This window comes from Gilliamella sp. X-57 (genome assembly GCF_057063565.1).
The window spans coordinates 12,928-27,486 of record NZ_JBXSQI010000003.1; the positions used below are offsets into that span (position 1 = coordinate 12,928).

Genomic DNA, 14,559 nt, shown 5'->3' on the forward strand with positions numbered 1-14,559 from the left:
AGTGATTATCCTGCTAGCTTCTTCTTATGCCATCGATTTAATAATTCGGATAAAAAAAGGGCAATGAGTGACAACACAATCGAAATAATACAAAGTCGTAATGCACCTTGTTCACCATTAGGGATTTGCAGAAATGTGTACATTGCGAGTGGTAAGGTCCGAGTTTCACCTTGAATATTTGATACAAATGTAATTGTTGCACCGAATTCTCCTAAACAACGTGCAAAGCCGAGAACCATTCCCATTAAAATCCCAGGAAAAGCTAAAGGTAAAGTGATAGTCATAAATACTCGCCATTTATCGGCGCCAAGGGTACGAGCCACATTTTCAAGACGTATGTCAATTGAGTCAATGGCTAAACGAATCGAACGTACCATGAGTGGAAATGCCACTATCGCTGAAGCTAAAGCTGCACCTTGCCAATTAAAGCTAAAACTGACATGAAAATTGTTATTTAACCACCCACCAATAATGCCGTGCCGTCCCATGGTGATTAGTAATAAATAACCTAAAACAACTGGTGGCAAAACAAGTGGAAGATGCACAATGCTATCAAATAGCGATTTACCCCAAAATTGACAGCGAGCTAATATCCAAGCTGTTAAAATACCTATTGGTAAACTAAAACCAATTGCTGCAAAGGCTATTTTTAAACTAAGTAGCAAGGTTTGCCATTCAAATTCGCTTAATAACATAGTTGTATCTTTTTATACCACCTGCGGTAAATTACTTTGTTATGAACCCATATTTTTCAAAAATGACTTTAGCGTGCGGTGAATTTAAATATTGATAAAAATCGTTCGCTTTTAAGTTTAATAACGTGATTGGGTATTCAATAGATTTGAATGTATTTGCAGGGAACGTTCCAACAATTTTCACTTTATCACTTACTTTGGCATCGGTGCTGTAAACAATGCCAAGAGCGGCTTCGTTACGCTCAACTAACATCAGAGCGTCTCGCACATTGCTAGCTGGGGCAAATTGTGGTGATAATTTGTCAAATACTCCTAAATGAGTGAGTGATTCTTTTGCATAAAGGCCCGCAGGAACGTGATCTGGATCACCAATGGCAATTCTTTCGTTTTTAGGTAAAATCGCTTGCCAATTGGTATTGTTATTAATTAAGACGTTATCTAATGGTGAACTTTTTGGGGCAATAAGAACTAATGCATTTTTTAATAGGTCTTGTTTATTCTTCGCAATATTATGCTCAATAAGGTAAGCCATCCACTTTTGATCGGCTGACATAAATATATCGGCAGGGGCTCCTTGTTCAATTTGTTTCGCTAATACTGATGACGAAGCAAACGAAAATACAATATCCACATCTTGATGTTGAGCTTTATAAAGCGTCGCAATATCTTGCATCGCATTAGTTAATGACGAGGCGGCAAATACAGTCAATTTTTCAGCTGCCATTGCTGAAAAAGACATCGCTATCATTGCCAAAGCACTAATAATTTCAATCAATTTCTTCATTTTTTCCTCACAATAAAAATAAGTTAATTTTGATGATTCATGTTGTTGTAGATATTTGGCTGTGATGGAATATCTCGAGTGATTAAGTAAATTACCTAACAATCGCTATATAAAAAAATATATATCGATATTAGCAAAATTTATTTATAAAGTACAACTAAACTGATGCCAGACCCAGACAGCAATCGATAAGATTTGTAGCATATTTTGCTGGAATACTAAAAAGAGTTTACAATAATCACTCATATCTCCTCCAACTTGGTTGGTTGTGCATGGTGTTAAATTATGTTCTCTCCTGAAATTTTATTAACGTTGAATATTCAGCAACGGTTATTTACTGATCCACGGCGCATTATGCTGTTAAAAGCAATTGAACAAACCGGCTCATTAAGTCAGGCTGCCAAGCAAATTGGCGTTAGCTATAAAACAGCGTGGGACGCTATCAATGAAATTAACAAATTAGCACCTAAACCTTTTTTAATTACTGCAATTGGCGGTAAAAATGGTGGTGGCACTAAGCTGAGTGCTTATGCTGTTAGGTTCATTCAACTTTATGATCTATTAACTCAGCTGCAACAAACTGCATTTAATATATTGAGTGATGATAAGGTTCCATTGGATGATATTTTAAAAGCTACTGCAAGATTATCATTGCAAACAAGTGCACGAAATCAGTTATATGGCACAGTTAAGCAGATTCAAACAAGCGATGTTGCTGGTTTTATTACTGTACTACTCTGTGATAATCAAACTGAGTTATCAGTTTACATTACGCAGTCGAGTATTGAGCGGTTAAAGTTGAGTATTGATAAAACTGTCTTGTTACTTATTAAAGCTCCGATGATTGAATGGGCAAATACAAAAGAGATAGAGAATGAGAACCGCTTATTGGTTACCGTAGAAAAGATCACAACAGATGGTAAATGGAGTGAAATTGCTTTTTTATTATCTTCTGGCGTCGTGCTTTATGCTAGTAAATTAGCTGATGAAGTTAAACAATCAGCCCTAACCATAGGTAAACAAACTACGTTATTTATTCATCCACAACATATTATTGTTGCAACATTAGTTTAGCAATATGAGGTTATCATGCTACAAATAGAACACGCACAATTTAAAATTAGTGATTACCAAGTTTTTATTATTGAATCGCTATTAATTAAGCAAGGGGGGCATGTCGCTTTTGTGGGACGTAATGGTAGTGGTAAATCCATACTAGCTAAAGCACTAGCCGGAGAACAAAAATTATTAACTGGAAAAGTTATCAATCAATTTAAATCTATAATCCGTATCTCGTTTGAACAACTTCAAAAGCTGATTGATGATGAATTTAAGCGTAATAATACTGATATGCTAAGTGAAGGTGAAAATGATATAGGCTTAACTACTGAACAAATCATTCAAGAAAATAATTTTAATCAACAACTTTGTCAGCAATTAGCAACACAATTTGGAATTAATCACCTATTAACCAGACGTTTTAAATATCTTTCAACAGGCGAAACACGCAAAACCTTAATTTGCCGAGCCTTGATGCAGCAACCTGATTTTTTGATATTAGATGAGCCATTTGATGGTTTAGATGTGGTATCACGTGCAAATTTAGCTAAAATTCTTACTGATCTTGCAAAACAAAACATTACTATTGTTCTTGTTCTAAATCGGTTTAATGAAATTCCTGATTTTATCGAAAATATTGGTCTACTAGCTGATTGTCAACTCTTGAAAATTGATACGAAGAGCACAATATTAAACGATGCAACAGTTAAGCAATTAGCAGATTTGGAAAATATACCCAATATGCCATTACCAGAAGCTGATGAATCACCAACACGATTAGCAGATCAATTAGATCGAGTCATATTAAATAATGGCTATGTCCGTTATGACGATAAAACAATTATTAATGGATTAACTTGGCAAGTCAAAGCCAAACAAAATTGGCACATTGTTGGGCCTAATGGTGCAGGTAAATCGACGCTATTAAGTCTAATCACTGGCGATCACCCACAAGGGTATAGCAATGATCTTACTTTATTTGGTCGAAAACGCGGTTCGGGCGAAACCATATGGGATATTAAACGCCATATTGGTTATGTCAGCAGTAGCTTACATTTGGATTACCGCGTTAGTTCTAGTGTTAAAACAGTGCTATTGTCTGGCTATTTTGATTCGATTGGTATCTATCAAACTACCAGTGATAGACAAGCTAAATTGGCTGACGAATGGTTACAGTTGTTAGGTTTACAGACGCAGGCGGATAACCCTTTTCAATCGCTCTCTTGGGGACAACAACGATTAGTTTTGATAGCTAGAGCTTTAGTCAAACATCCGACACTGCTTATTTTAGATGAACCATTGCAAGGGTTAGACCATCTTAATCGAGAATTAGTCAAACGTTGGATAGATCGTTTAATTAGTGAAGGACATACGCAGTTACTCTTTGTGTCTCATCACGCAGAAGATGCGCCTAAATGCATCACTCATCGATTAACTTTTGTTCGTGACTTTGATGATAGCTATCAATATCGCTTTGAACAGTTAAGCGAAACAATTAGTTAAACCTATTAAAAACAGGTTTAAAAATAGGGAAAATCATAAAAATAAAATGGATTTTTTTATGAAAATTTATCTTGATATTTGAAAAAAGTTTATAAAGGTTACACTTATGAAGTTATCCCCGTTACCTGTGGATAACTCTGTTAGTAGTTTATTGAAAAAAGCGCTAACCTCAGTCACTATCAGGATTTTTCTTGATTTGATTGCAACTTAATCATAAAAATATTTTTTGTTTAATATCAATCATTTATTATAAATCAAGGTATAAATTTATTGATTTTTTTATACATAAGAAAGGGAACTGAACGAAAAATAGAAGATTTTTAAAGGTCAAGTCCTTTTGGGGATAATTTTTATTAATAGGTAAAATATTAGGTTGTGATGTAATGAAAAAATTTAAATTATGTTCCGAATTTAAGCCTGCTGGTGATCAACCTGAAGCAATAAAAAAAATTAATCAAAATATTGAAGATGGAATTGCTCATCAAACATTATTGGGCGTAACGGGATCAGGTAAAACGTTTACTATGGCAAACGTTATTGCTACGCATAACCGCCCAACAATCATTTTAGCGCCCAATAAAACACTGGCAGCTCAGTTATATGGCGAAATGAAGGCCTTTTTCCCTGAAAATGCGGTTGAGTATTTCGTATCTTATTACGATTACTATCAACCTGAATCTTATGTACCTTCAACCGATACATTTATTGAAAAAGATGCTTCAATCAATGAGCATATAGAGCAGATGCGTCTTTCTGCCACTAAATCATTACTAGAACGACGTGATGTGGTGATTGTTGCTTCGGTATCGGCAATTTATGGTTTAGGTGCGCCAGAAACCTATATGTCAATGATATTGCACCTAACAAAAGGCACGATAACTGATCAGCGTTCAATCTTAACTCGCTTGGCCGAATTGCAATACACGCGTAATGAAATCAACTTTAGTCGTGGTACGTTTCGTGTTCGAGGGGATGTGATAGACATCTTTCCTGCTGATTCAGATGAACTTGCAGTGCGCGTAGAGTTATTTGATGACGAGGTCGATCGTATTGTTATGTTCGATCCTCTTACAGGTAATAGTATCAATGAAGTATCACGGATTACTATCTATCCAAAAACACACTATGTAACGCCAAGAAACATTATGGAAAATGCCATTGCGCAAATTAAACAAGAGCTTAAAGATCGTCAAAAAGTATTGTTAGATAACAATCGCCTACTGGAAGAACAACGTTTAACTCAGCGAACACTATTTGATATTGAAATGATGACCGAACTGGGTTATTGCTCTGGCATCGAAAATTACTCGCGCTTTTTAGCTCAACGTAATCCGGGCGATCCGCCAGCAACGTTATTTGATTACTTGCCTCCAGACGGATTATTATTTATTGATGAATCGCATGTTGCGATTCCACAAATAGGCGCAATGTATAATGGCGATCGTTCGCGAAAACTTAATCTGGTTGAATACGGCTTTCGTTTACCATCTGCACTAGATAACAGGCCTTTAAAGTTTGCAGAGTTTGAAAATATTATGCCACAAACTATTTATGTATCAGCAACACCCGCCAAATACGAAATTGAAAAGTCAGGTGGTGAAATTATCGAACAAGTGGTTAGACCTACAGGACTACTAGATCCCATTATTGAAATTCGACCGGTTGCAACACAAGTTGATGACCTGTTATCTGAAATCAAAATTCGTATTAACAATGACGAGCGTGTTTTGGTGACTACACTTACTAAACGGATGGCAGAAAATTTAACTGATTATTTGTCAGAACATGATGTCAATGTCAAATATTTGCATTCAGATATTAACACGGTTGAACGAATGGAAATTATTCGAGACCTACGTTTAGGAAAAGTGGATGTGCTAGTGGGAATTAACTTATTACGAGAAGGTCTAGATATACCTGAAGTTTCTTTAATAGCAATATTAGATGCTGACCGTGAAGGTTTTTTGCGTTCTGAAAGCTCACTTATCCAAACTGTAGGACGTGCAGCTCGAAACGTGAATGGTAAAGCGATATTATATGCTGATAGAATTACTCCTGCTATGAAAAAAACAATTGACGAAACAGCTCGCCGTCGTCAAAAACAAGAAAACTTTAATACAGCACATGGCATCACACCAAAATCAGTACGTAAAGAAATTAAAGATATATTAGAGGCCGGTTTAAGTACCAAGAAATCGACAGCCAAAGTACAAGCGTTTGAACCAGGTAAACCGTATCAGTATGTATCTGTTAAAGATGTACAGGAAAAAGTGAAAGAGCTTGAAGCAATGATGTATGAAGCGGCTCAAAATCTTGAATTTGAAAAAGCGGGTGTACTACGTGATGAAATAAAAAAATTACGTGCGGATTTTATTAAAGTGTCTTAATGACGCATCTAACAAGGAAAATATAATGACAATAACACGAATTGATCCCGATGATCGCTGGTCTGAAGCTGTGATTCATAATAACGTGATCTATTACACAAGTGTTCCTACTGAACTTGAAAATGACGCTTATATACAAACCCAAAGTGCGTTGGCTGAAATTGATAAACTATTAGCACGGGCCAATAGTGATAAATCACTTATATTGGATGCGACATTATTTTTGGTCAATAAAAGTGACTTTGCTGCAATGAATAAAGCGTGGGATGAATGGGTAGCTAAAGGGAGTGCGCCAGTTCGTTGCACAGTGCAAGCTGAATTGATGAAAAAGGAATATCTGATCGAAATTAAAATTGTGGCTGCTGTAAAAGCTTAACATTTCCTTTATCGCCGATACTATTCGGCGGTATCACTTTGATTATTCAAATTATACTATCTTCCCTCAGTGTGTTTATTGTCAATAGATAAAATCCTTACTATCCCAATCCCCTAAATTTTAGTGTATACTTTACATACATCCTATTTTAATTATTCAAACATTCGTTATGCACACTCAACCTAAAATTGCCATTGTCATGGGTTCTAAAAGTGATTGGGACACCATGCAACACGCTGCAGATGTTCTAGATGCATTGACTATTTCCTACCATGTTGAAATTGTTTCAGCACACCGTACACCCGATAAATTATTTCGCTTTGCTGAAGATGCAAAGCAAAAAGGTTTTGAGGTGATTATAGCTGGTGCCGGTGGTGCGGCTCATTTGCCGGGCATGTTAGCTGCTAAAACATTAGTTCCCGTATTAGGCGTTCCCGTACAAAGTGCTGCACTAAATGGCATAGATAGCCTCTATTCTATCGTGCAAATGCCGAAAGGGATTCCGGTTGGTTGTTTAGCAATCGGTAAGTCTGGTGCAGCTAACGCGGCATTACTTGCTGCGCAGATTCTTGCTTTACATGATAAAGATATTTATCAACGCTTATCTACATGGCGATTAACTCAAACTGATGAGGTATTAAATCAGCCTGATCCAAGAGTGAATGCATAATATGAAACTTAAATCCGTTTGTGTACTTGGTAACGGACAATTAGGACGAATGCTTAAGCAAGCTGGCGAACCATTAGGTATAAAAGTCTACCCAGTTGGACTCGATGTTCATCCGCAAGACATTCCATATCAACAGTCGGTAATAACAGCTGAAATTGAACGATGGTCAGATACCCCCTTTACGCAAATTTTAGCCAAGCATCCCCATTTTATTAATCGAGATATTTTTCCGCTTATTGCTGACCGGTTAACGCAAAAGCAGCTGCTGGATGAACTTGGCTTACCTACAGCTAAATGGCTTGCGCTTAATCAACCCCAAGATTGGCCAAAGTTATTTGGTGAACTTGGTGATCTATTAATTGTTAAACGTCGAACGGGTGGTTATGACGGGCGAGGACAATGGCGTATAGCCATTAATCGCCCAACCACCGTACCAGATGATATTTATCAAAACGCCATTGTTGAACAGGCCATTCCATTTGAAAAAGAGATGTCATTAGTGGGTGCGCGTAATGCAAAAGGTGAAACGGTATTTTATCCACTTACCAATAACTTCCACCAAGATGGTATATTAAAAATAAGTGTTGTACGACCGAACGAATCTCCTTCATTACAAATAAAAGCTGAACAAATGCTATCTGCCATTATGCATAAATTGAATTATATTGGCGTAATGGCAATGGAGTGCTTTATTGTTGGTGACGAGTTACTGATCAACGAGCTTGCACCTCGAGTACATAATAGCGGTCATTGGACGCAAAATGGTGCTTCGATAAGCCAATTTGAACTACATCTTCGCGCAATATTGGAACTGCCACTACCTAAGCCTGATGTATTTACTACCTCAGTTATGGTTAATTTAATTGGTACAGATTTAAATCTCAATTGGTTAGCCATTGATTTGGTGCACTTACATTGGTATGAAAAAGAAGTCCGTATAGGACGTAAAGTGGGGCATTTAAATCTAACACATAACCAATCTAACAGATTATTGAACGCATTAGATGAACTATTACCGTTATTGCCTAATGATTATCAAAAAAGCATTGCATGGGCAAAACAAGAATTACAGTAATTTAGTTAGTTAAACCAATTAAGGCGATTAAATGAAGGGTGTAGCATGATTGATTTCGGCAAAAAAATAAATTATCAGCGTTACGCTAGTAAACAGCGTGAACCACTGTCTGATGAGTACTCCATAGTACGTTGTTTTGAAAGTGATCGTGGGCGAATCATAAACTCAGCCGCCATTCGTCGCCTACAACAAAAAACGCAAGTCTTTCCATTAGAACGTAATTCTGTGGTCAGAACGAGACTAACTCATTCTATGGAAGTACAACAAGTGGGCCGTTACATTGTCAAAGAAATTATCAACCGCCTAGGTAAAGCTGGAAAATTAAAAAAATATGGGCTTGATAATTGTATAATGGCGATTGAAAGCTTAGTTGAAATGGCTTGTTTAATGCACGATATTGGTAATCCTCCATTTGGCCATTTTGGTGAGTCCGCTATCAATAAATGGTTTACACAGCGCTTAGGTCTTGACAAATCTACAATTTATCCAGTGCTTGAAATCAATAACAGCGATGATGACAAAATAAAAGAAATTAAAACCAAAATTCGCCAAGATCTATCAAATTTTGAAGGTAACGCGCAAGCAATTCGTTTAGTCCATACTATCTTACGTCTCAATTTAACTTATTCACAAATTGCTTCGATTCTTAAATATTCTAAACCAGCTTATTGGTCTAAGCAGCCTCCTATTGAATTTTCATATTTAATGAAAAAACCAGGCTATTATTTATCAGAAGAACCATTTATTGAGGAACTTTCTAAACAGCTTGATATCAAACTATTTCATCGTTATCCATTAACTTACATTATGGAGGCTGCCGATGATATCTCATACTGTATTGCCGATCTTGAAGATGCTGTTGAAAAGAGAATCCTAACGGTAAAACAGCTTTATATTCACTTAGCTGAAGCATGGGGGCCAATTAAAAATGGTGATTTGTTTGACACAGTGGTTAAACGCCCTTATGAAAACCTAAAGCAGAGTGGGTATGATGCAATTGGCATCGATCAATTTTTTATGTATTTACGCGTCAACTCCATTGGCAAACTGGTACCGCATGCAGCCGAACGATTTATTGAAAATATTGAAGCAATTTATCACGGTGCTTTTAATCATGCTCTACTTGAAGACTACGGTGCAGAATATAAATTACTTAATATTTTTAAAACAGTTGGCTTTAAACATGTGTTTAATCATGAATCGGTCGAAAATATAGAACTGCAAGGATACCGAATTATTAGCGGATTGCTTGATATTTATAGTCCACTGCTTGATATGCCTACCGATGATTTTTTAAAATTAGTTGAAGACAAATATCACAAGGATTATCTTATTGAAACGCGCTTATATCATAAATTATCTTCAAAACATTGTGTCGCTTATGCACAAGCAATTAACAAACTGCATCCAAATAAAACAGGTTTTGCTTGCATGGAATTTTATTACCGGTGTCGCTTATTACAAGATTATATAAGCGGTATGACAGATCACTTTGCTTATGACGAATATCGCAAGCTAATGGTGACATTCTAACTCGTAGAAATTGATTATAATGGATGAGCACCACGAATATGCATTGGCACCATATTAGTGCATAGCAAGATAACAATATATTAAAGCAACTCTTGATTATTTATAACTTTTTTAGTATGTCAAACTAAACTACATAGCCTACATTTTTATAACGTCTATCTTTTATTATCTTATATAAATTCAGCTTAAATAACCCTATTTGGTTCAAGTAACCATTTGTTGGCATGCTCTTTGCATCATTTATTTTGTAATCTCATATTTATTAGGAGCGATTGATGAAACTAGTCACAGTAGTTATAAAACCGTTCAAATTAGAAGAAGTTCGGGAAGCCTTATCTGATATAGGTATCACTGGATTAACCGTTACCGAAGTCAAAGGTTTTGGACGACAAAAAGGCCATGCAGAGCTATATCGTGGTGCCGAATATAATGTCAATTTTCTACCTAAAGTTAAAATTGACTTAGCTATTAGCGATGAGCAGCTTGACGAAGTCATTAGTACCATTGCTAAAGCAGCACATACGGGCAAAATTGGCGATGGCAAAATTTTTGTCACCTCACTTGATCATGTGGTACGTATACGTACAGGCGAAACCGACGACTCGGCGCTGTAATTTATTGTTAAGGATATCATTATGTTGAAAAAATTTATTCTTTCTTTAGCTATTTTATTTTCAAGTACTGCCTTTGCTGATGAAGCCGGCATAGTTGATAAAGCCGATAATGGATTTATGATGATCTGTACTGCTTTAGTACTTTTTATGTCTGTGCCCGGTATTGCTCTGTTTTATGGCGGTTTATTACGTTCCAAAAACGTGTTATCGATGTTATCTCAAGTCCTTGTAACCTTTTCACTGATTGCCGTATTATGGATTACTTATGGTTATTCACTCTCTTTTGGTGAAGGAAATTGGTTTTATGGAAACTTTAACCACTTTCTATTAACGGGCATTGGCATTACGGATGTGTCAGGTTCGATTTATGAACTCATTTGGGTGGCATTTCAAGGATCATTTGCTTGTATTACCTGTTGTTTAATTCCTGGTGCCTTTGCTGAACGGATGCGTTTTTCAGCCGTATTAATCTTTATGGTGTTATGGTTTACATTTTCGTACATTCCCATGGCACATATGGTATGGGGGGGCGGAATTTTGGGCGATGAAGGCGCGCTTGATTTTGCTGGTGGTACTGTTGTGCATATTAATGCAGCAATTGCCGGAGTTGTCGGCGCTTATTTAATTAAAAATCGTCTTGGCTATAACCGTGAACCACTAAAACCATTTAACTTACCTTATGTCTATCTCGGCGCAGCAATTCTTTATATTGGTTGGTTCGGCTTTAACGCAGGATCATCAACGCATGCTGATGAGATCGCAGGTTTAGCCTTTATTAACACAGTTGCTGCAACAGCAGCTGCGGTTTTAGCATGGACATTAGCTGAATGGTCTTTACGAGGCAAACCATCATGCCTCGGTTCAGCATCAGGTGTGATAGCGGGGTTAGTTGGCGTAACGCCTGCTGCGGGCCTTGTTGGCGTAGGTGGTGCTATGCTAATTGGGCTTATTTGCGGTTTTGCTGGTGTCTGGGGTGTATCAACACTCAAAAGAATTTTAAAAGTTGATGATACCTGTGATGTATTTGGCGTACATGGCGTATGTGGTATAGTAGGCTGTGTATTAACTGGTATATTTGCATCAAAATCATTAGGTGGTATTGGTTATGCCGAAGGCATTACTATGATAAGCCAAGTCGGAATTCAATTAATGAGCATTATGACGTGTGTAATTTGGACAGCGGTTATTTCTTTTGTTGCTTATAAAATTGCAGATCTTTGTGTTGGCTTGCGTGTTTCAGAGGAGCATGAGCGAGAAGGCTTAGATATTAACAGCCACGGCGAAAGTGCATTTAATAGTTAATCACTAAGTAAAATTGTTATTAATTAATTTTTACACATAAAAATGGTTAAAATGAAAAATAATTTACAGGGAAGATCCCTGTAAATTATGGCTTTTATTAATTATTGTTAAGTAAATATTTTTAATCATCCCAAAGCATAATGGCATTATCTTCAGTTAAGACTAAAGGCGGTGCAAAAAGGTACTCTTTTACTTTGGTCGGTAAAACCTGCATATCATTAAAATTAAACTGCAATTCTGGATAAACATTAGCGATTGCTTTTATCCGAGTATTTAGTAATTCCTTTACTTTATCAGACTCTTTGGCAATGGCGATTTCATCTTTCAACATGCCAATTTGTTTTTTATGGTGTTCTGACTCAAATACCTCATGAAAGATAAAAGAAAATCCACTTTTATTATTGCCTTTGTGCATATCATGGTACTCTCTGTATTCAGAATGATGTAATTTAAGTTCCTTAACACGCAAGGCAATAATCTCATCAATATGATCGGTATAATAATTTAATGTAGGATCTAAATAAGCTAGCGTCCTGTGCTCGGGTATTGCTGCATTACTATGTACTAAGGTAAATAAAGGCTTTTTATATGTTTTCATTCTTTAACTTCCTTTTTAATTAAGATAAAAAGATAACAAGGCCTCCAATGAAGAAAAGCGAATATTACTTTTTTATGTAAAATGTTTCAGGTTAATATAATGCTTAAATATAAAAATAAAAAAATTCAAAAATTTAATAAATTTTCCATTAGATATTCAAATTAATGAATTTAAATTTCAAAGCATAACAGCTTAAAAAATAAAACACTATTGGGAATAACTACTATACGAAAAATAGTTAGATTGTAATAATAAATAGTCTTATTTACTTATAAACCTTATCTAAAGGCTAATTACGGGATGTTATCAATACTGTAAAACGCTTAATTTAATATTAGAGAAAATAACTTAATAGCAAACGACCGACTATTTTAGATAAAAAAACTAATACCATTTCACAGTAGTCATGCTTATATAAGACACATTTAATTTTGGAAAGTTCAATAATATTGCTAGATTCAATCTTCTTGTTAAAGATTTTTCTTAAAATCTCACGATAATTAAACAGAAAAGAAAGTAAATCTACCATAATCATTTTTTATATATTTGACTATTAAAGCTATTAAAATAGCGTAGATCATAGAATCATTTGTCTTTTGAGTTAACATCAGCAATGTAGATCATACTTATTGGATGATCTTAAATGGTGATGATAGATTAGATTTTCAATACCTTTAGGTATTATCACTTCATTCTATCACTTTTTGCTAAATAATAAATATTGGTATTATTAGAGATTTCTGCTCAGTATTTGGCTAATGATTAATAATAAAATTAAGGCGAGCTAGGTTAATTCAACGATATGACATAGATTAAGAATGTTAAAGTTAAAGTAGATTGAACAACAAATTTTTTGTAAATCTAAGCGTGATTGGCTTAATTGAATTGCAATGAGTATTCATTAATTTTGAATGGAAACATCAAAACTCAATCAAAGTAAAAAGGTAGGAAAATTCTTCTCCTACCCAATAATCTAAAATTAATCAGATTTTTTAATATGCTTTAAGTTAGATAATGCAATTGCTAGTAGGATAATCCCCACCCCAATCCATTGGATAAAATAGACTGATTCATGTAAATAAAAAAATGAACAAGACACCGCAACAGGTAATTCAGCGGCTGAAAGAATTGCACTTAATGAAATACCAATTTTAGGGATACCAATCGAAAATAGAAAGGGTGGTAGCACCGTTCCAAGTAATGCTAATAAAAATCCTAATTGATACAGTTTATCGCTAATATCAAGTTTAAAGAAAAACAACGGCGGAAAAATCAAAAATGTAACAAAACATGCACCAGTAATCATTAGAGCACTTTTTTCAAGTTTAGGTAACTCATTGCCGATATTGCTGCTAGTGCTAATAAAAAGCGAATACATTAGCGCAGCTAAAAAACCAAAAAAACAGCCTGTTAAATTTAAAGTAATATCTTGGTTAAACATGCCAGCAGCCAAGCTACTACCCAATATAATTACAATTACTGTTGCAAGTTGAATAATCGTAGGTTTATTTTTAAAAATAACAAAATCGATAATGATGCTAATCCACAAGTATTGCATTAATAAAATAATTGCAATTGATGCAGGTACTAACTGAACACACTGATAATAACAAATACCCACTAATCCAGGAAAGAGTCCAACGGCACAAACCTTCCATTTTTTTGTTGATTCAGGATTTTGAGTTGTCGATGCCGCTAATGGTGTGTTAGTTGATGCAGATACTTTGGGTTTATGTACAGCTTTAACAATAAAATGAATACTCCACAACATTAGCATACCTAAAAAACACTGGATACCCGTGACTTCCCCTAATGTATAGCCCGCTTTATAAGCTGTTTTTACAATTGAAGATAGTACACCAAAGCTGCATGCGCCTAAAAAAACCAGAAAACCACCTAAAAAATTATCTTTCATATTAAAATCTCATCACACTAAAAAATAACATTGTCGAAAATTATCGAC

13 protein-coding genes are annotated in these 14,559 nt (G+C 35.4%); 9 read left to right on the forward strand and 4 right to left on the reverse strand.

The window, feature by feature from the left end:
* Positions 1-5: 5 nt before the first annotated feature.
* Both modB and modA read right to left on the reverse strand, forming a co-directional pair.
* Positions 6-695, reverse strand: a complete 690-nt coding sequence (gene modB / locus ACYIAL_RS02165) for a molybdate ABC transporter permease subunit (RefSeq protein ID WP_174796077.1) — start codon at positions 693-695, stop codon at positions 6-8.
* Positions 696-726: 31 nt separating this feature from the next.
* The gene (modA, locus tag ACYIAL_RS02170) at positions 727-1,479 is read right to left on the reverse strand and encodes a molybdate ABC transporter substrate-binding protein (protein WP_174796078.1); all 753 of its coding nucleotides are present in this window, start codon (positions 1,477-1,479) and stop codon (positions 727-729) included.
* 285 nt (positions 1,480-1,764) lie between these two features.
* Between modA and ACYIAL_RS02175 the strand changes: the two genes are divergently transcribed.
* The 9 genes from ACYIAL_RS02175 (at position 1,765) to amtB (ending at position 11,998) form a co-directional block, all read left to right on the forward strand.
* Positions 1,765-2,553, forward strand: a complete 789-nt coding sequence (locus ACYIAL_RS02175; protein WP_483750841.1) for a TOBE domain-containing protein — start codon at positions 1,765-1,767, stop codon at positions 2,551-2,553.
* Positions 2,554-2,568: 15 nt separating this feature from the next.
* Positions 2,569-4,041: a molybdate ABC transporter ATP-binding protein ModF gene (gene modF / locus ACYIAL_RS02180; protein WP_483750842.1), complete on the forward strand. Its 1,473-nt coding sequence runs from the start codon at positions 2,569-2,571 to the stop codon at positions 4,039-4,041.
* A 383-nt stretch (positions 4,042-4,424) separates the two neighbouring features.
* Positions 4,425-6,428: an excinuclease ABC subunit UvrB gene (uvrB, locus tag ACYIAL_RS02185; RefSeq protein WP_483750843.1), complete on the forward strand. Its 2,004-nt coding sequence runs from the start codon at positions 4,425-4,427 to the stop codon at positions 6,426-6,428.
* 25 nt (positions 6,429-6,453) lie between these two features.
* Complete coding sequence (locus ACYIAL_RS02190; protein ID WP_483750844.1) at positions 6,454-6,804, forward strand: RidA family protein; 351 nt, start codon at positions 6,454-6,456, stop codon at positions 6,802-6,804.
* 169 nt (positions 6,805-6,973) lie between these two features.
* A complete protein-coding gene (gene purE, locus ACYIAL_RS02195; RefSeq protein ID WP_483750845.1) occupies positions 6,974-7,474 on the forward strand; it encodes a 5-(carboxyamino)imidazole ribonucleotide mutase in 501 nt (166 codons plus the stop codon).
* Between the two features lies 1 nt (position 7,475).
* Positions 7,476-8,549: a 5-(carboxyamino)imidazole ribonucleotide synthase gene (purK, locus tag ACYIAL_RS02200; RefSeq protein ID WP_483750846.1), complete on the forward strand. Its 1,074-nt coding sequence runs from the start codon at positions 7,476-7,478 to the stop codon at positions 8,547-8,549.
* A 45-nt stretch (positions 8,550-8,594) separates the two neighbouring features.
* Entirely contained in the window at positions 8,595-10,082 is a 1,488-nt protein-coding gene (gene dgt / locus ACYIAL_RS02205) for a dGTPase (protein ID WP_483750847.1), read from the forward strand.
* A gap of 275 nt (positions 10,083-10,357) precedes the next feature.
* Positions 10,358-10,696, forward strand: a complete 339-nt coding sequence (glnK, locus tag ACYIAL_RS02210; RefSeq protein ID WP_160432205.1) for a P-II family nitrogen regulator — start codon at positions 10,358-10,360, stop codon at positions 10,694-10,696.
* A gap of 21 nt (positions 10,697-10,717) precedes the next feature.
* Positions 10,718-11,998: an ammonium transporter AmtB gene (gene amtB, locus ACYIAL_RS02215; RefSeq protein ID WP_483750848.1), complete on the forward strand. Its 1,281-nt coding sequence runs from the start codon at positions 10,718-10,720 to the stop codon at positions 11,996-11,998.
* A gap of 121 nt (positions 11,999-12,119) precedes the next feature.
* On the opposite strand, the gene ACYIAL_RS02220 is transcribed toward amtB, so the two are convergent.
* The gene (locus tag ACYIAL_RS02220; protein ID WP_483747584.1) at positions 12,120-12,596 is read right to left on the reverse strand and encodes a hypothetical protein; all 477 of its coding nucleotides are present in this window, start codon (positions 12,594-12,596) and stop codon (positions 12,120-12,122) included.
* Between the two features lie 979 nt (positions 12,597-13,575).
* Positions 13,576-14,511, reverse strand: a complete 936-nt coding sequence (locus tag ACYIAL_RS02225; protein WP_483750849.1) for an EamA family transporter — start codon at positions 14,509-14,511, stop codon at positions 13,576-13,578.
* Positions 14,512-14,559 lie beyond the last annotated feature (48 nt).